This is a genomic window from Streptomyces sp. NPDC090994, assembly GCF_044768905.1.
GTDB lineage: Bacteria > Actinomycetota > Actinomycetes > Streptomycetales > Streptomycetaceae > Streptomyces.
In genome coordinates this window covers 28,793-46,101 of sequence record NZ_JBIVWS010000028.1, presented here as the reverse complement: position 1 = coordinate 46,101, position 17,309 = coordinate 28,793, and the positions used below count along the sequence as shown (strand labels likewise).

15 protein-coding genes are annotated in these 17,309 nt (G+C 72.3%); 5 read left to right on the top strand and 10 right to left on the bottom strand.

All coding sequences use genetic code 11. The features are described from left to right. Positions 1-77 precede the first annotated feature (77 nt). From ACIQR3_RS34095 to ACIQR3_RS34060, 8 genes are all read right to left on the bottom strand, one after another. Complete coding sequence (locus ACIQR3_RS34095; RefSeq protein ID WP_403544896.1) at positions 78-467, bottom strand: hypothetical protein; 390 nt, start codon at positions 465-467, stop codon at positions 78-80. Next, complete coding sequence (locus ACIQR3_RS34090; protein WP_403544894.1) at positions 464-2,227, bottom strand: CocE/NonD family hydrolase; 1,764 nt, start codon at positions 2,225-2,227, stop codon at positions 464-466. The genes ACIQR3_RS34095 and ACIQR3_RS34090 overlap by 4 nt, the downstream gene beginning before the upstream one ends. A gap of 65 nt (positions 2,228-2,292) precedes the next feature. Next, entirely contained in the window at positions 2,293-2,739 is a 447-nt protein-coding gene (locus tag ACIQR3_RS34085) for a DUF3237 family protein (RefSeq protein ID WP_403544892.1), read from the bottom strand. Between the two features lie 74 nt (positions 2,740-2,813). Then, positions 2,814-3,863 (bottom strand): ABC transporter permease, encoded by a 1,050-nt coding sequence (locus ACIQR3_RS34080; protein ID WP_403544890.1) that lies wholly within the window; start codon positions 3,861-3,863, stop codon positions 2,814-2,816. Next, a complete protein-coding gene (locus ACIQR3_RS34075; RefSeq protein ID WP_403544888.1) occupies positions 3,860-5,422 on the bottom strand; it encodes a sugar ABC transporter ATP-binding protein in 1,563 nt (520 codons plus the stop codon). Before ACIQR3_RS34075 ends, ACIQR3_RS34080 begins: the two co-directional genes overlap by 4 nt. Further along, entirely contained in the window at positions 5,419-6,567 is a 1,149-nt protein-coding gene (locus tag ACIQR3_RS34070; protein ID WP_403544886.1) for a substrate-binding domain-containing protein, read from the bottom strand. The genes ACIQR3_RS34075 and ACIQR3_RS34070 overlap by 4 nt, the downstream gene beginning before the upstream one ends. A gap of 53 nt (positions 6,568-6,620) precedes the next feature. Continuing rightward, the gene (locus ACIQR3_RS34065; protein WP_403544885.1) at positions 6,621-8,030 is read right to left on the bottom strand and encodes an amidase; all 1,410 of its coding nucleotides are present in this window, start codon (positions 8,028-8,030) and stop codon (positions 6,621-6,623) included. A gap of 228 nt (positions 8,031-8,258) precedes the next feature. Next, on the bottom strand, positions 8,259-8,714 hold the full coding sequence (locus ACIQR3_RS34060; protein ID WP_403544883.1) for a MarR family winged helix-turn-helix transcriptional regulator: 456 nt from the start codon (positions 8,712-8,714) through the stop codon (positions 8,259-8,261). A gap of 168 nt (positions 8,715-8,882) precedes the next feature. Here ACIQR3_RS34060 and ACIQR3_RS34055 point away from each other — a divergent pair, with 168 nt between their 5' ends. From ACIQR3_RS34055 to ACIQR3_RS34040, 4 genes are all read left to right on the top strand, one after another. Beyond that, entirely contained in the window at positions 8,883-9,794 is a 912-nt protein-coding gene (locus ACIQR3_RS34055; protein ID WP_403544881.1) for an SDR family oxidoreductase, read from the top strand. Between the two features lie 16 nt (positions 9,795-9,810). Beyond that, the gene (locus ACIQR3_RS34050) at positions 9,811-10,683 is read left to right on the top strand and encodes an amidohydrolase family protein (RefSeq protein ID WP_403544932.1); all 873 of its coding nucleotides are present in this window, start codon (positions 9,811-9,813) and stop codon (positions 10,681-10,683) included. A gap of 11 nt (positions 10,684-10,694) precedes the next feature. After that, on the top strand, positions 10,695-12,242 hold the full coding sequence (locus ACIQR3_RS34045) for a long-chain fatty acid--CoA ligase (protein WP_403544880.1): 1,548 nt from the start codon (positions 10,695-10,697) through the stop codon (positions 12,240-12,242). 114 nt (positions 12,243-12,356) lie between these two features. Beyond that, complete coding sequence (locus ACIQR3_RS34040; RefSeq protein WP_403544878.1) at positions 12,357-12,815, top strand: MaoC family dehydratase; 459 nt, start codon at positions 12,357-12,359, stop codon at positions 12,813-12,815. Positions 12,816-12,916: 101 nt separating this feature from the next. On the opposite strand, the gene ACIQR3_RS34035 is transcribed toward ACIQR3_RS34040, so the two are convergent. Continuing rightward, positions 12,917-13,783: an SGNH/GDSL hydrolase family protein gene (locus ACIQR3_RS34035; RefSeq protein ID WP_403544876.1), complete on the bottom strand. Its 867-nt coding sequence runs from the start codon at positions 13,781-13,783 to the stop codon at positions 12,917-12,919. Positions 13,784-13,988: 205 nt separating this feature from the next. On the opposite strand from ACIQR3_RS34035, the gene ACIQR3_RS34030 reads away from it, so the two are divergent. Continuing rightward, entirely contained in the window at positions 13,989-15,224 is a 1,236-nt protein-coding gene (locus ACIQR3_RS34030; RefSeq protein ID WP_403544875.1) for a PucR family transcriptional regulator, read from the top strand. 67 nt (positions 15,225-15,291) lie between these two features. On the opposite strand, the gene ACIQR3_RS34025 is transcribed toward ACIQR3_RS34030, so the two are convergent. Then, positions 15,292-17,262 carry a right-handed parallel beta-helix repeat-containing protein gene (locus ACIQR3_RS34025; protein ID WP_403544873.1) on the bottom strand — a complete coding sequence of 657 codons (1,971 nt, stop codon included), beginning with the start codon at positions 17,260-17,262 and terminating at the stop codon, positions 15,292-15,294. Positions 17,263-17,309 lie beyond the last annotated feature (47 nt).

The following is a 17,309-nucleotide window of genomic DNA, read 5'->3' as shown; positions in this document are numbered from 1 at the left end:
GCTCGGCGCGCTCGGGCGTGGTCCCGAAGGGGTGGTGTTCGCCCGGACCGATTATCCGGGCGAACACACGCATGTCACTACCCGGCGTCGTGCGCGGTGAGTGACTCGTCGGCCGACTCGTACACCGAGAGCAGCTCCGCGACACCGGGCGTGGGGTGGGCGCCCCAGCCCGGGTCGGGCCAGCCGGCGGAGACCAGGCCGAGTTGCTCCCGGAACCACGCGTCGAACGGGTCGGTGGAGTTCTCGAACGCCTCCATCGTCGCCCTGATGTCGTCCGACTGCAGGTACAGCAGGCAGTAGGCGCGGTCGGCGGTCTCCCACAGGAAGCACATCTCCCGTGCCGCCCCGGTGCGCCGCTGGCACGACACGTACGCGCCGCGAGCGGGTCCTTCCAGGGCGGCGGCGAGCTCGCGCAGCCTGGGCACGTCGTCCTTCTCGACCGGGACGACCCAGCAGGTCACCTTCATGCTTCGCCTCCGAGGGGTGCCGTGCGGGTGAGGTCGGCGACCGGCAGGACGATCCGTGAGGGATGGGCCGGGCCGAACAGGACGTGCTGGTGGGCTGCCCGGGTTCGGTCCGCGCCGAGCGCGTCGCCGGTGTTGGGGTTCGCGTCCCAGCGCGGGAAGTTGCTGGACGTGACGTGGACACGTATCCGGTGGCCCCGGCGGAACACGTTCGCCGTCGACCACAGGTCGATCTCGTACGCGTACGGGGTGCCGGGCTCGATCGGCGACGGTGCCGCGCCCCGGTGTGCCTCGCGGTAGTGCGCCCGTACCACGCCGTCGGTGATGTTGAACGACCTGCCGTCCGGGAAGACGTCGCAGATCCGCACGACGAAGTCGGTGTCCACGGCGTCGGAGGCCGCCCAGACGTGGGCGGTGAGCCGTCCGATCACGGGGAGGTCGTCTTCCAGTGGCGGTGTGGTGAACGTGAGCACGTCCGGCCGGGACTCCACGGGACGCTGGTCGAAGGCGCCGGCCGGGTGCGACGGGTCGCTCATCGTCGCCCCGCCGAGGGTCGGCACCGGGTCCTGCGGGTCGTAGACGTAGGTGCGGACGCCCTCGGCCGCGGGTGCCTCGGGAGCGAGGACTCCGTCGGCGGCGAGGAACAGCTCGGTGGGGGTGTGGGCGGGGGGCCACCCGGGCAGGGCGCGCCACCGGTTCTCGCCCATCACGAAGACCTGGATGTCAGGTTCGTCACGGACGGGTTCGCCGTCGTTGCGCAGCCAGCGTTCCATCCACCGCAACTGCATGTCGGTCATGTTGTCGGTGAGGTTCAGCGCGAGGTCGCCGGCCGCGGCGCCGAAGGTGCGCTCGCCGACCGGGTCGGTGGTCGGGCCGCCGTGCGTGCCCGGCCCGACCACCAGCCGTGTCGGGACGCCGCGGGCCCGCATGGCGGTGAAGTCGTCGAGGGTGGTCTGCAGGAACAGGTCGTACCAGCCGCCCACGTGCATCGCCGGGGCGGTGATGCGGTCCATCTTCTTGGAGAAGTCGAGGTAGTCCAGCGCCTCGGCGTCCATGGGGTGGTCCAGCGGGAAGAAGAAGCCCTCGGCCAGCGGCATGTCCCGCATCGGTGCGAACCGGTTGAGCGGACGGTGCCGGTACCCGTCCTCGTACAGCGCGTCGGAGGCGGCCACGAACCGGGCGGCCACCTCCCGGAAGCGGGCCGGGTCGTCGGCGTACCGCCGGGCGGCCTCGCCGACGCCCATCCGCAGGAACCAGCCGACGATGGAGGTCAGTTCGAACGCGCCCTGCCGGTAGTGCATGCCGTTCAGCGGGTCGGCGGTGCGCATGCGCGGGATGATCGCGGCGACCTGGTCGGACGCGGCGGCCGCGGCCATGGCCGTGAAACCGAAGTACGACCCGCCGTAGAGGCCGACCTTGCCGTTGGCGCCGGGCAGCGTCGCGGCCCAGCTCACCGCGCGGGCGCCGTCGTCGTACTCGTCGCGGAACGGCCGGAAGACACCGTCGGAGGCGTTCACGCCGCGCACGTCCTGGACCACGACGATGAAGCCGCGGCGGGCGGCGGTGACGGGGTCCAGGAACAGCGGGTGGAATCCCATGGTCGGCGGATTGTCCTTGCCGTAGGGCAGCCGCGTCATGATGACCGGCCAAGGCCCCTCGCCCTGGGGGCGGTAGACGTTGGCGCGGAGCACCACGCCGTCCCGGGCGGGCATCGGCACGTCGTGGTCGATGATCACCCTTGTGGTCGGGGTTGCGGTGTTCAAATTGGTTCAGCCTTCCGGTTCGGGTTCGGGGTCGGGGTCGGGTCGCGCGGTCAGGGGGCTTCGACTCAGGGGGCTTCGACCGTGAAGACGTCGATGGTGGTGGCCTCCCGGCTGCTGCCGCCCCAGCCGAGGAAGACCCGGTCGGTCAGCCACCGGTAGGGCTCCGCGCCGGTGCGGAACACCGGGCGGGTCGGGAAGTAGCCGTACTCCGGCTGCCGGGGGCCGCCCCCGGTGGGCAGGGCGAGCCCGGTGTTGAGCACGTCGATCACCGTCCCGGAGTCGAGCATCAACTGGTAGCGGGCCTCGACGAGCCAGGAGCCGTCCGGCCGGCGGATCGCCCAGTCCGCCCCGCCGGGCAGCACCTTGCCGCGCAGCCCGCCGCCCTCGACGGTTCCGCCGGTGATGGGGACGACGGTGAGATCGCCGGCGCCGGTGTCTCCGACGTGGTGGCCGGCGGCCACTTCGGCCACGATGGTGAACGCGTGCCGCAGCCGCGGCGGGGTGACGGTCATGCGGTGCTGCCTCTCTGTGAGGGGGTGTGGCGGGAGCGGGGCCCCTGGCCCGTCCCCCGGTCCGCTCGGCGGTGTCACGCGGTGCCCTTCCTGCCCAGCAGGCGGGACAGGCTGGCGACGCCGACCGCGATCAGCAGCGCGGCTCCGTTGAACACGGAGCCGACCCAGGAGGGCGCGCCCAGCAGGGTCAGGCCGCTGACGCTGACCGCGACGAACAGGACGCCGATCACCGTCCCGAGCACCGAGGGCCGGCCCACGTCGACGACAATGGTGGACAGCAGCACCGCGGTGAGCGCCGGGAACAGCATCGACATGCCGTTGTCCGAGGTGGCCGCGGACTGCCGGGCCAGCAGCAGCACCCCGGCGACGGAGGCGAGCAGTCCGGAGCCGACGAAGGCACCGACCTGGACGCGTCGCACGTTCACGCCGATCAGCTCGGCGGCGGCCGGGTTGGAACCGATCGCGTAGAGCCGTCGGCCGGTCGGGGTGTTGGCGGTGAAGAACCACACCGCGGCGGCGAGCACGGCGACCACCAGGACGATCACCGGGAAGCCGGACCAGTCGGCGGAGCCGAGCGTGGTCAGCTCCCCGGCGATCCCCTGGGTGATCTGCAGGCCGTCGGTGTAGGCGAAGATGACGCCGCCGAGCAGGGTCGCCGTACCGAGCGTCGCGATGAAGGGGTTCATGCGCACATGGGCGACCAGCAGCCCTTGCGACAACCCGATGAGAACACCGAGCACGAGCGCCAGGCCGACCGCGACGGGCAGCGGCAGATGGTAGCGGGACATCGCGGACGCGGCGGTGACCGACGCCGCGGCCGCCACCGCGCCGACCGAGAAGTCGAAGAACCCGGCGATCAGGGGGATCAGCACGGCGAGGGCGACGACGAGGGTCACCGACTGGTTGGCGGTGAGCGCCGCCCAGTTCCGGGCGGTCCCGAACGCCGGTCCGGAGACCGGGGACAGCCAGAAGGCGAGGGTGAGGACGATCAGGAGCAGCAGCAGCCCGTACCGCTCCAGCAGTCCGACGGCGGTGCGCCCGCCGCGGACCGGCAGGCCCGGCTTCGCGGTGGCGCGGTCCGCTCGGCTGCCCGCCGCACGGGACTCGTCTGTCGGTACGGTCATGACGTGGGCACCCTTCCTGCGGCCAGCACGGCCTGGGCGATGGTGGATTCGCTGAGTGCGCCGCCCTCGATCTCACCGACCGGCACGCCGTCGTGCAGGACCAGCACCCGGTCGCACAGGGCGGCCAGTTCGACGAAGTCGGAGGAGACGACGATCGCGGTGGCACCGCCGGCGACATGGGCGCGGACATGCGCGTGGATGTCCCGGCGGGCGGCGGCGTCGACGCCCTGGGTGGGTTCGTCGAGCAGCAGGGCCGCCGGCCGCGGCCAGGTCGCGCGGGCGATCACCGCCTTCTGCTGGTTGCCACCGGACAGCGCCGTGAACGGGACGCTCGCGTGGCCCGCCCTGACCCCGAACGCGTCGGCCCGCTCGACGGCGTCGCGCCGTTCCCGCCGCCGGTCGACGCCCCAGGGGCGGGTGTACGCCCCGAGCACGGCGCACGAGATGTTCTCCCACAACGGCCGGTCGGGGAAGGCGGATTCGCGGGCGCGGTCCTCGGAGACGTAGACGATCCCGGCCGCGATCGCCTCGCCCACGGTGCGGTGTCGCCGCGGTGTGCCGCGTACCTCGATACGGCCCCCGGTCAGCGGGAGCCGGCCGGCGAGGGTGCGCAGCATCCGGCTCCGTCCGGAGCCGAGCGTCCCGGCGACGCCGACGATCTCACCCGCGTGCGCGGTCAGCGAGCACGGTCCCCATCCGGGCCCGGTGGCGTCGTGCGTCCGGAGCACCGGGGCGCCGCGGGAGCGGCTGGGCCGTTCGCCCGGTGCGGCCGACGGCTCGGCCGCACCGGTCATCAGCTCGATGACGTCCGGCTCGGCCAGCCCGGTGTTCGGTCCGCTGTGCACCAGGCGTCCGTCGCGGAGCACGGAGAGGTCGTCGGCGCACGCGAGGATCTCCGGGATGCGGTGGCTGACGTACACGATGGTCGCCCCGGCGTCGCGCCGCTCGCGCAGCGCCCGCAGCAGCAGGTCGGCCTCGTGCCGGGGCAGGCTCGCGGTGGGCTCGTCCAGGACGAGGATCTCCGCACCGGTGGGTTCGTCCGCGCCCGTCGCCCGGGCGATGGCCACGAGGGTCTTCATGCCGGGCCGCAGCCTGCCCACCGTCGTACGCGGGTCGAGGGACAGGCCCGCCCGCTCCAGGGCCCGGCCGGTCGCCCGGTGCAGCCGGGACCAGTTGATGCCGGCGGCCAGCCGGGGGAAGCCGCCGACGAGGGCGAAGTTCTCCGCGATGGTGAGGTCGTCGACGAGCCCCAGGTCCTGGTGGACGAAGCGCAGCCCGGCCCGGTGCGCGGTGGACGCGTCCCAGCGTGCCGCGTCCACGCTCACCCCGCCGACCGCGACGGTGCCGCCCGGGTCGGCGTGGTGGATACCGGCGAGGATCTTCAGCGTGGTCGACTTCCCGGAGCCGTTCCCGCCCGCGAGCGCGTGGAACGTCCCTCGGGAGACCGTCAGGTCCAGTCCGTGCAGGACCCGTACGCCGTCGAAGGTCTTGCTGACGCCCCGGAGCCGGAGCGAGGCGGGGGGAGTGGGCGTCGGCTGCCCGGTGCCGTCGGCGGTCATCGCCACGTCCTGCGGTAGGCCGACCGGTAGTCGACCGGTCCGTCGAAGTTCTCCCCGGCGGCCGGCAGGTGGTGTTCCGCGTCGACCAGGTACCAGCCGGTGCCCGAGGGCACGGTCGGCCGGCCGGCGAACACCCGGTTCAGTCCGTCGACCGCGGCCCACGCAACCCGGCCCAGGGACATGCCGGTGCACGCCGTGGCCCTGCCCTGGTGGATGTAGTCGATGGTGTCGATGCCGCACTCACCGGCCAGCACCGGCACCTGCACGGAAGCCGCTCGCAGCGCCGCGGCGATGCCGCCGGACATCATGAACTCGGAGTCGACGACGACGAGATCGACGTTCCCGGCCTGCAGCAGCGCGGTTTCGAACTTCTGCCGGATCTGGCCGACATCGGCGGTGGTGATCGTCACCGTCTGCACGACGTCGCAGCCGGCGCATGCGCGGATGGCGGTCTCGAACCCTTCCGCCTGGTAGTCGCCGAACGCGACGCCGCGGAACTCGACGTGCAGGATGTCGGCGTCCCCGCCGGAGCGCGCGATGGCCCACTGCGCGCGCAGTGCACCGGTCTCGCGGGAGAACTCGGCGGGGCCGACCCCGTCGTCGCCCAGCGGCACCGTGACGTCGAACAGCGGATCGCCGCCGCCCTGGGCGGGATCGTCGCAGTCGAAGGAGGTCAGGGAGGCGACGCGGATGCCCGCCGCCCTGGCTTCCTTCAGCGCGGACCGCACGGGCGCGCAGTCGATGCTCTCCAGGATGATCGCGTCGGCGTCCGCCGCCACCGCCTGGCGGACGCATTTCGCCCACGCGCCGTCGACGTTGTTCTGGCCGTCGCACACGGAACCGCGCCAGCCGATCGCCCGCACGGCCTCCTTCGTCTGGCTGGTCAGCTCGGCCAGCCCGGGGATCTGCTCGAACGCCGACAGGATCCACACCGACGTGCCGGTCGCCGGCGCCGGTCCGTTCGTCGGCGGGGAACCGTCGTTGCCGGCGTAGCCCGCCTCCACGGCGGTCCGGGCCGCCCGGACGACGGCCGGATCGGTCGCCGCCGACGAAGCCGACGGGTCCGCCGAGCAGCCGCTGAACACGAGCGCGGCGCACAGGACGCCCGCGGCGACGACGCCGCGCGAGGTGCTCCGGATCTTCATCACTGCTCCTTGTCCGGGGTGGTGGGAGGAAGAGGAGGAAGAACAGGAGCGCATCAGGCGAACACGTCCGGTATCGCGGTCGTCCAGGAGAAGGCGGGCTCGACCTGCGAGGCCAGCCGGATCAGGGTCGCCTCGTCGGCGGGACCCCCGATCAGCTGGGCGCCGACCGGCAGACCGGACCCGGTGGAGTGCACGGGCAGCGAGATCGCCGGCAGTCCCGCGATGTTGGCGAACGCGGTGAACGAGACCATCTGGTTCTCGGTCAGGCGCGGCCCGTCCGGATCACGGTTGGCCTCGTCGAGCACCACACCGAGCGGCGGCGGGGTGGTCGCCATCGTCGGCGTCAGCAGCACGTCCCAGGAGGTCTGCCACTGCCGTACGACGTCACGGCTCTCCCGGTGGATCCGGTGCGCGGCGCGGGCGTACTCCGCCGCGGTCCGCTCCGTGCCGAGGCGACGGCGGTGCCGCAGATAGGGCTCGGCGAGGGAGACGTCGTCGTAGTCGGTGGTCCACAGCCACGCGTTGATGACGACCTCCAGGTAGCCCTGGACCGCTTCCGGCGAGTACCCGGTGAACTCCGCCGGTTCGACGACGTGACCGAAGTCCTCCAGGACGGCGGCGAGGCGCTGCGCGGCGCGGACGCAGTCGGGGTCGACGGGCAGCCCGGTCGGGGCCTCGGTGAGCAGGCCGATCCGCAGCCGGCCGGGCGCCGCCCCCACCTCGTCGGCGAGCGGCCGGCGCAGCGGGGCCGCGACGTCCCACGCCAGCGGATCGGGCGCGGCGAGCACATCGAGCAGCGCCGCCGCGTCGGCCACCGTCCGGGTGATCATGCCGTCGGTCACGCCGTGCTCCCACAGCGGGGCGGCCATCGGTACCCGGCCCCGGCTCGGCTTCAGCCCGACGGTGCCGCAACAGGACGACGGCATCCGGATCGATCCGCCGCCGTCCGACGCCTGCGCCACGGGGGCGAGCCCGGCGGCCACCGCGGCCGCCGCGCCCCCCGAGGAGCCGCCGGCCGAGTACGACGGGTCCCAGGGGTTGGCGGTGGCGCCGTACCGGCGGTTCTCCGACACCGACATGGGACCCATCTCCGGTGCGTTCGACCGGCCCATCAGCAGCATGCCCGCGTCGGTCAGCCGGTCGATGCAGACGTCGCTCTCCTTCTGGACGACGTCGCTGATCCCCAGCGAGCCGAGCGTGTTCGGCTGGCCGGCCGCCTGGGTCAGCTCCTTGACCGGGACCGGCACGCCGAGGAACGGCGGCAGCGGCTCACCGCTCATCACCCGCTGCTCGGCTGCCTCGGCCGCCCGCAGCAGCTGTTCGTCGTCCCGCCAGACAATGGCGTTGACCAGGGGGTTCAGCCGGTCCAGCCGGTCCAGGCAGAAGCGGGCGACCTCGATGGGGCTGACCTGCTTGGCCGCGACGAGCGACGCGATGCCGAGCGCGGAAACTGTGGGATGCACGGGGACCACCACCTTTCGATTGCGGGTACTGTCCGCCGAAAGGCCACCGTGCATTTGCCGCTGTGACGCCTGTTCTTGCTCCGGACGAACATCGGCGAGGCCGCGCGGGCATCACCGACCTGAACAGGCGCGCGGGCAACAGGTTGGGGAGTGACTGCGCCGTGATGATCGGCCGCTGGTCCGCGCTCCGGTGGCGGTCCCACCACGACCGCACGGACCCTCGGGGACTCAGGCCAGGGACCGCCACGCCGCGACGAGCGCCGTGCGCAGCACACCGATCTCCTCCGCGCTCAGGTCCGCGACCATGTGCTCCTCCAGCAGGCGGGCGGGCTCCGCGTACTCGGCGAGCAGCTGCCGCCCGGGGGCGGCGAGCAGGATGCGGCGTTCGCGCCGGTTGTCGGGGTTGGGTTCGCGGCGGATCAGGCCACGGCTCTCCAGGGCGCGGACCATGTCGGCCATGGACTGGGCGGTGACGAAGGAGTCGCGGGCGAGCTGGGCGGCGGAGACGCCGTCGTGCCGCTCCAGCACGGTGAGGGCGGTGTACTGCAACGCCGTGATCCCGGCGGGCTTGAGCAGTTCCTCCAGCCGGGCCCGCACCGCCAGTTCGGTTCGCTTGATCAGGTAGAGCAGCGAGGTGCTCACGTTCGCGGCGTGCGGAGTGACGGTCCGCGCGGGTGGGTTCATGCCGTTTCCTTCACTGTGTGCCGCGGCTTGCGACGGCACCCTCACCTTAAGCCATTGACAGGAATCCTGATGGACGTCAGTCTGAGCAACCAACAGGATTCCTGTCGATCGAGTGTCGTGCCGACGCTCTCGGCACTCTGGTTCCCTTCACTTGCGAGAGGCCCCCTCATGGATCTTCACGGCAAGGTCGCCGTCGTCACCGGCAGTGGACGCGGCCTCGGACTGGCCTACGCGCAGGCCCTCGCCGCGGCCGGCGCCGCCGTCGTCGTCAACGACGTCGAGCAGACGGCGGTCGACTCGGCCGTCGGTGCCATCCGGGCCCACGGGGGCGCCGCGACGGGTGTCGTGGCGGCCGTGGGCAGCGGTGAGGCGGCGCAGCGGCTGGTCGACACCGCGGTCGAGGAGTTCGGACGCCTCGACGTGCTGGTCACCAACGCCGGCATCCTGCGTGACCGCGTGCTGTGGAAGATGACCGACGACGACTTCGACGCCGTGGTCCGCGTGCACCTGCGCGGCACCTTCACCTGCGCCCGGGCCGCCGCCGTCCGCATGCGCGAGCAGGGCACCGGCGGCCGGCTCGTCCTCATCTCCTCGCCGGCCGGACAGCGCGGTAACTTCGGCCAGACCAACTACGCCGCCGCCAAAGCCGGCATCGTCGCCATGGCCCGCACCTGGGCCCTGGAACTGGGGCGGGCCGGGATCACCGTCAACGCCGTCGTCCCCGTCGCCGCCACCGAGATGACCAAGACCATCCCGGCGTTCGCGCCGGTCATCGAGGAGTCCGAGCGCACCGGCACGCCGCTGCCCGGCTGGCTGCGCAAGGACGAGGGCCTCGGCACCGTCGAGGACGTCGCCGGCCTGATCACCTTCCTCGCCTCCGACGCCGCCAAGGACGTCACCGGGCAGGCCATCGGGATCGGCGGCGACCGCCTGGCCCTGTGGGCCCACCCCAAGGAGAAGGCCGTCGCCTTCGCCGAGGGCGGCTGGAGCGCCGAGGCGATCGCCGCCCAGTGGTCCCACGGCGTCGGCGCCGAGCCCGAGACCTGCGGCATCCCCGCCCCCAAGGCTCCGGAGGCATGAGATGGAAGCACGCGCACTGGACCTCGACCGGCTGACCGCCATCGACGTACACACGCACGCGGAGGTCTCGGCGAGCGGACACACGGCACTGAGCCCCGAACTGCTGGGCGCCTCCGAGAAGTACTTCAACGCCCACGGCCACCGGCAGCCGACGATCGACGAGATGGCCGGCCACTACCGCGAACGGCACATGGCCGCCGTGGTGTTCACCGTCGACGCCGAACACGCCACCGGGCACCCCCGGATCTCCAACGAGGAGATCGCCGAGAACTGCGCCGCCCACGCCGACGTCCTGATCCCGTTCGCCTCCATCGACCCGCACAAGGGCCGCGCCGGCGTACGCGAAGCACGGCGGCTGGTCGAGGAGTACGGCGTGCGCGGTTTCAAGTTCCACCCCAGCATCCAGGCGTTCGCCCCGAACGACCCGCTGGCCTACCCCCTGTACGAGGCCATCGAGGAACTCGGCGTACCCGCCCTGTTCCACACCGGCCAGACCGGCATCGGCGCCGGTGTCCCGGGCGGCGGCGGCATCCGCCTGAAGTACTCCGACCCCATGCTGGTCGACGACGTGGCCGTGGACTTCCCGCACTTGCGGATCATCCTCGCCCATCCGTCCTTCCCCTGGCAGGACGAGGCGCTCGCGGTCGCCACCCACAAGCCGCACGTGTACATCGACCTGTCCGGGTGGTCCCCGAAGTACTTCCCGCCGCAGCTCGTGCGGTACGCCAACAGCCTGCTGCGGGACAAGGTCCTCTTCGGCTCCGACTATCCCGTCATCACCCCCGACCGGTGGCTCGCCGATTTCGAGAAGCTCGACATCAAGGCCGAGGTCCGGCCGAAGATCCTCAAAGAGAACGCCGCCCGCCTGCTCGGCCTGCTCACGGACTGAAGGAGCCGATCGTGTTGAACCAAGGCATCGGCTCCTGGCCGGCCCGCCGGGCCCGCAAGACGCCCGGCCGGGCCGCCGTCGTCCACGAGGGCCGGACCTGGACCTACCGGGAACTGCACGAGCGCGTCCTGCGGCTCGCGCACGCCCTGCGCGCCCTGGGCACACGACACGGCGACCGCGTCGCGTACCTGGGCCCGAACCATCCGACGTTCCTGGAGACGCTCTTCGCCGCCGGGGTGCTCGGAGCGGTCTTCGTCCCGCTCAACACCCGGCTCACCGCCCCCGAACTGGCCTACAACCTGTCCGACTCGGGCAGCACCGTCCTCGTGCACACCGCCGGCCAGGCCGGCAGCGCACGCGCCGCGGCAGCCGAAGCCGGGGTGACGCACCGGATCGCGCTCACCGGCGACGATGACGACGAGGCGCTCGGCTACGAGGGACTCCTGGCCGGCTCGCGAGCCGACCACCTGGACGAGACGGTAGGGCTGGAGGACCCGTGCATCATCATGTACACCTCCGGCACCACGGGCCGCCCCAAGGGCGCCGTCCTCTCCCACGCCAACCTCACCTGGAACAGCGTCAACGTCCTCGTCGACACCGACCTGGCCGGCGACGAGGTGACCCTTGTTGCCGCCCCGCTGTTCCACACCGCCGCACTCAACATGACCTGCCTGCCCACCCTGCTCAAGGGCGGCCGGGTGGTGCTGCTCGAAGCCTTCGACGCCGACCGTGCCCTGGAACTCGTCGAGAGCCTGGGCGTGACGTACATGTTCGGCGTCCCCACGATGTTCGACGCGATGGCGGCCCGGCCCCGCTGGGCGGCCGCGGACCTGTCGAGTCTGCGCACCCTCACCTGCGGCGGCGCCCCCGTCCCCGCCCGCACCCTCACCACCTACCTCGACCGCGGCCTGGCCTTCAGCCAGGGCTACGGCATGACGGAGGCGTCCCCCGGAGTCCTCTTCCTGGACAAGGAGCACACCTCCACCAAGGCGGGCTCCGCCGGCCTGCCGCACTTCTTCACCGACGTCCGCGTGGTCCGGCCCGACGGGCGCGACGCCGGCCCCGGTGAACCCGGGGAGATCCTCGTCCACGGGCCGCACGTCATGACCGGCTACTGGGGCCGGCCCGCGGTGACCGAGGCCGCGTTCGCCGACGGCGGCTGGCTGCGCACCGGTGACGTCGCCCGCACCGACGCGGAGGGATACGTCTACATCGTCGACCGGGTCAAGGACATGTTCGTCTCGGGCGGCGAGAACGTCTATCCGGCCGAGGTGGAGGACGCCCTGCTCACCCACCCCGCCGTCGCCGAGTGCGCGGTCATCGGCGTACCCGACCCGGTCTGGGGCGAGGTCGGCCGCGCCGTCGTCGTCCTCACCCCCGCCGCGCGCGCCGACCCGGACGACATCCTCGACCAGTTGCGGGGCAGGCTCGCCAAGTACAAGATCCCCAAGTCGCTCGTCGTGACGGAGAGCCTGCCCCGCACGGCCTCCGGGAAGATCGTCAAGTCCGTCGTGCGTGACACGTACGCGACCGGTCCCGACGCCCACCCCCACCCCTGACAGCGCTCACCAGCAGGGCCGGCCGGCCTGCGGAGGCGCGCGAAACCCGGCCCCGATCAGGGCGTCGCGCTCGACGACGCCCAGTGCGACCACCCTCGAAAGGCAGGACCGCCCATGCCCACCACCGCGAACGGCCTCGGCGAACTCACCGCGCTCAGCGGCACCGACCTCGGCCGCACCGCGTGGCGAGAGATCACCCAGCAGCGGGTGAACACCTTCGCCGACGCCACCGATGACCACCAGTGGATCCACACGGACCCGCAGAAGGCGGCGAACGGACCCTTCGGCGGCCCCATCGCCCACGGCTACCTCACACTCTCCCTGATCATTCCCCTCTTCGGTGAACTGCTCAGCATCACCGGCACCAGGATGAGTGTGAACTACGGTCTGGAACGGGTCCGTTTCCCCAGCCCCGTCCCGGTGGGCGCGAAGATCCGCCTGCACGGTGTCGTCGGCACCGTGGAGGAGGTGAAGGGCAACGGCGTGCAGATGCCGCTGACCTTCACCGTCGAGGTCGAGGGCAGCGACAAGCCGGCCTGCGTCGCCCAGGCGGTCTACCGCCACTACGCCTGACTGCCCCGCCGCTCCACGGGGCGAGGACCAGGACGCCGGCCTGACGGCCCAGGCCGGCGGGCCGTGGCCGGCGCCGCGCACGGTGGTGCCCGGCGCGTCGCTCAGACGACGTCGGTGACCGTGCGCATCGCGTCCGCCAGGGCGCGGCCGATGGCCCTGGAGCCGTCCGCGTTCGGATGCAGCGGAAGCGCCGGGTGGGTGGGGACGAAGCCCTCGATGTACCGGTCGGCCGGGTCGGCGCACGAGTCGTGGCCCACCCCCAGGGGGTAGGTGTCCACGAACGTCGCGTCATGGCGAGCCGCGGAGCGCTCCAGGACGCCGGCGAGGTGGTCGACCTTCTCCTGGAGGTAGGTGGCGTCCGCGCTCCACAGCGGCTGGACGGGGAAACAGCCCCCGGGACGGATGTAGTTGCCGTACCCCACGACGAACACCCGCGCGCGGGGCGCCAGCCGGTGCACCGTCTCCAGGACGGTGTCGAACTGGGGGGCCCACGCGTCGATGACGTCCGCCACCTGGTCGGTGCCGCCCTCGGTGTTCTCCGCCGCGCAACTGCTGCCGGCCGGCTCGGGCAGGACGTTCACACATCCGAAGGCGGTCGTGACGAGGCTGGTGTCGTTGCCGCCGATGGTGATGCTGACGAGGTCGGTGTCCTCGGACAGGGCCTCGTACTGGGGAGCGGTGCCCGGGTACTGGGAGGTGCTCAGGTGCTCGACGGTGGCTGCCGAGCAGCTGACGTCGGTCAGGTCGACGCCGAGTTCCCCGGCGGCGATGTGCGGATAGTCGGACAGTGACCGCATGCAGAGCAGGTTCGACGCGTCGACGGGCTGGACCAGTGGCGCGGCGGCGAAGGAGTCGCCCAGGGCCACGTAGTCGACGGCGTCGTCCGCGGCGCGGGCGGCCGGTGCGGTGAGCACCCCTGCCGAGACGACGGCGGTGAGCAGCAGTGCGCGCAGGTGGGTCGAGTTCACGGGTGGGTGTCTCCTTCGCTGAGGCGGCGGGGGACGGCCTCGCTTCGCACCGGGCCCGCACCGGGTGTGCCGCAGGGCCGCGGGACGAGGCCGACGAGGACTCGTCCCCTCGCCTACCGGTCGGTAGTTTTGGGGTGCGCTCCATCATGGCGGCCGGCGGGTCGGGCGCTTCCATGTCCGGAAACAGAGTTCGGTGAGGTGTTTTGTGGCTGCGTACAAGGCCGGACCGGTCACCTTCGGCGGCACACCGGCGCACGAACTGCTGCTGCGGCTGGCCGCCGACCTGGAGCGCGCCGTAGTGGCCGAACTGGCCGAACAACTGCCCGTCTACGGTGCCCTGCCGACCGAGCACCTGCACGGTGACGTGGCGCGGATCGTCCGGCTCGGGCTGTCCGACTTCGCGGCGGCACTGGGTGAGGGGCGGCTGCCGGACGACGCACGCGTGGCGTCCTTCCGGGACTCCGCCGCGCGCCGGGCCGAGGAGGGGCTGCCGCTGGACGCCGTGGTCAACGCCTATTTCATCGGCGCCCGGGTCATCCTCGCGGGGCTCGTGGGTGCCGCCGGCCCGCCCGACCCGCCGGGGGTGAACGCCCTGCACGGGGTGACCCTGGAGTACCTCCGCCTGGTCACCGGGGCGGTCAGCTCCGGGTACGTGCAGGAGTTGCAGACCAGTGCGGGCGAGCGGCACGGGGTCCGGCAGCAACTGCTGGCGGGCCTGCTGGCCGGAGACCCGGCGCGCGCGGCGCAGGAGACGGGAGCGGACCTGCCGGCCGAGTACGCGGTCCTGGGGCTGGTGCTGGGGCCGCATCCGGACGAGAGCAGGCCGGGCGTCGACCCCTCGGTGGCCGCCCGGCGCAAGCTGCGCCGGGTGCGTACCGCCCTCGACCACCACTCACGGGGCGCGTCCCTGCACACCCTCACCGCCGACGGCGGCCTGGTGCTGCTGCCGTACGACGGTGTTCCGGGCGCCGGTCCCGGAGGGGAGGCGGGCGCGGCCCCGGCCGTGGTGGCCCGGCTGCGGCAGGCGGCCGGCGCTCCGGTGACGGCCGCGGTGCTGACGGCGACGCCGGCCGCCGTGGTGGACGCCGCCCCCGTGGCCGCCGAACTGGCCGCGCTGGCCGTCGCGTCGGGACGGCCGCAGGGCCTGTACCGGCTGGCCGACCTGGCGCTCGACCACCAGCTCTCCCGGCCCGGCCCCGCCGCCGACCACCTCGCCTCGCTGCTGCGCCCACTGGAGGAACGCCCGGAGCTGATGGCGACGTTGCGCGCCTACCTCGGGGCGGCGTGCGACCGCCAGGTGGCCGCGACCCGGCTGCGGGTGCATCCCAACACCGTGCTGTACCGCTTGCGCAAGGTCGCCGAACTGACCGGTCTCAACCCTGCTCGGGCCACCGATCTGCCCACCCTGCACGCGGCCCTGGCCTGTCGCGCCCGTCGCTGACGACGGCACTGCCGGCGAGGAGTCCACCGGGCCGGCACGAGATGCCCGTGACCCGATGGAGTGCCCGTCAGGAGGCCGGGCCCACGGTGGGCGGCGTGGTCAGACGGGAGCCGAAGAAGTCCACCCGCAGCGCCAGCTGACTGGTGCCGGCGTTCCCGGACGCGTCGAACCCGGCCGCGATCGACGTCAGGTCGACGGGGAGGCCGGCCGCGAGCAGCGGTGAACCGTCCCCTCGCGGGCGGGCGTTGGTGATGTCGTCGGCCGGGTTGCCGCCCAGCTGGGGGTCCTCGGTGATCGCGCCGGCATCCGCGTCCGGTGCGAGGACCCGCGGACCGTAGTACGCGTTGGTACTGAAACGGACACCGGGATAGCCGGTCCGGAACCGGGCGCCGGCGACGTCCTCCCGTGCGTTGACGAACACGTTGTTCAGGACGTGGTGCGCGTTCTTCGCGGTCAGGTGGGTCCCGGCACTGCCGGAGGACTCGAAGAATCCGACGGTGTTGTCCTTCAGCGGCTGTCGCGTATTGTACATCAGGTTGTTGTGGATGACGTTGACGCCCCTGTCGCCGTGCGGGTTGACGTAGTTCCGGTCGACGTCCTGGATGACGTTGTAGCGCACCACGGCCGTGCCGAAGCCGAAGCCGCACAGCAGGATGCCCTCGCCGGAGTCGTGCACGTAGTTGCCCTGGATCAGGATGTTCGTCGCACCCCGGTCCGGGTCGATGCCGTTGGAGTCGGCGGCGTTGACGCGCGTCTCCACTTCGGCCACCTCGTTGTTCTGCACGACGACGTCGTCGCAGTAGTACAGCTCGATGCCCGACACCCCCGCGCCGTCGACCAGGTTGTTCTCGACGGTCGCGCGCTGGACGCTGGTCAGGTAGAGCGCGTCCCAGCCGTACTGGGTGTCCCGGTTGGTCAGGTAGTTCCCCGAGATGCCGATGTCGTGGTGGGGACGCCAGTCCGGGTCCTCGGTGACGGTGCCGTCGGTCGCGGCCTTGCCCACCGCGCGGTCGCCCCAGCCGGGCTCGACGTCCTGGTAGCGGTAGGTGCCCATGCCGGAGAACTGCTTGAAGGCGACGTTCGCGAACGCGGTGTTGGCGATGACGTTGTCCCGCACCGTGACGCCGGAGAACCGCGAGACCGTGCGCGCGTCGCCCTTCAGCCCCTCGAACAGGATGCCGCCGGTGCGCTTGGACCGGTCGAGGCCGCTGTTGCCGATCGACCACATGACGCCGCTGACGTCATGGACGAAGACGTGGTGCAGGGCGAAGCCGGTGAGCGTCCCGGCGTTCTCCGCCTGGACGTGGATGCCGCGCAGGTCACCGGTGCCCGGGTTCTCCTCGCCGGGCAGCTTGCCCTCGTTCGCGCCGGGTTCGAACGTCGACGGGTCGAAGCCGTCGGTCACATTGCTGAGCTCGATGTTCGATATGTCCCAGTGTGCCTGGTTGGTCAGTTGCAGTACGTCGTTGACGACGCCGCGGCCGTTCAGCTCGGGGGCGGCGCCGGTGCCGTAACTCGACAGGACGATGGGCCGGCCGGCCGCACCCGAGCCCTTCGGGGCGAGAAGCGCGGTCGGGTCGGGGCCGGTGACGTCGGCCGGCTCGCCGTCCGTCCACCGGGTGTAGTCGTAGGCCTCCTTGGCCACTTCGTCGCCCTGGGCCGACCAGGAGCTGCCCGCCTTGAGCAGGATGCGGTCGCCGGGACCGAACTCCTTGGCGTTGACCCGCGTGAACGTTTTCCACGCCCGCGACGGCGACCTTCCGTCGGCCGCGTCGTCGCCGCCCGCCGAATCGACGTAGTACGTGGTCCCCCGCCGGCTCTTCGGAGCCGTACCCCGTACGACGGGAAGGACGCCGCTCGCGACGATCTCCCGGCCCTCGGCCTCCAGAGCGCCCTTGTCGGTGTATCCGGAGAAGGAGGTCGGATGCGGTGTCCTCGGCGCCGGTGCCGCCGAGGACACCGGCCCGGTGGCGAGGAGCATCGCCACCCCGGTGGCGGGCAGGAGGAGGCGCGCCGTCCAGCGTCTCGTTCTCGTCATGCTCGCTTTTCCCTTTCGGTCGCCGGCCCTCGGTGGGTGAGCCGGGC

What these genes read in the sequence shown, in the direction of transcription:
- ACIQR3_RS34095 (WP_403544896.1), bottom strand. Translation starts at nt 467, where the DNA reads ATGAAGGTGACCTGCTGGGTCGTCCCGGTCGAGAAGGACGACGTGCCC.
- ACIQR3_RS34085 (WP_403544892.1), bottom strand. Translation starts at nt 2,739, where the DNA reads ATGACCGTCACCCCGCCGCGGCTGCGGCACGCGTTCACCATCGTGGCC.
- ACIQR3_RS34080 (WP_403544890.1), bottom strand. Translation starts at nt 3,863, where the DNA reads ATGACCGTACCGACAGACGAGTCCCGTGCGGCGGGCAGCCGAGCGGAC.
- ACIQR3_RS34075 (WP_403544888.1), bottom strand. Translation starts at nt 5,422, where the DNA reads ATGACCGCCGACGGCACCGGGCAGCCGACGCCCACTCCCCCCGCCTCG.
- ACIQR3_RS34070 (WP_403544886.1), bottom strand. Translation starts at nt 6,567, where the DNA reads ATGAAGATCCGGAGCACCTCGCGCGGCGTCGTCGCCGCGGGCGTCCTG.
- ACIQR3_RS34060 (WP_403544883.1), bottom strand. Translation starts at nt 8,714, where the DNA reads ATGAACCCACCCGCGCGGACCGTCACTCCGCACGCCGCGAACGTGAGC.
- ACIQR3_RS34055 (WP_403544881.1), top strand. Translation starts at nt 8,883, where the DNA reads ATGGATCTTCACGGCAAGGTCGCCGTCGTCACCGGCAGTGGACGCGGC.
- ACIQR3_RS34040 (WP_403544878.1), top strand. Translation starts at nt 12,357, where the DNA reads ATGCCCACCACCGCGAACGGCCTCGGCGAACTCACCGCGCTCAGCGGC.
- ACIQR3_RS34025 (WP_403544873.1), bottom strand. Translation starts at nt 17,262, where the DNA reads ATGACGAGAACGAGACGCTGGACGGCGCGCCTCCTCCTGCCCGCCACC.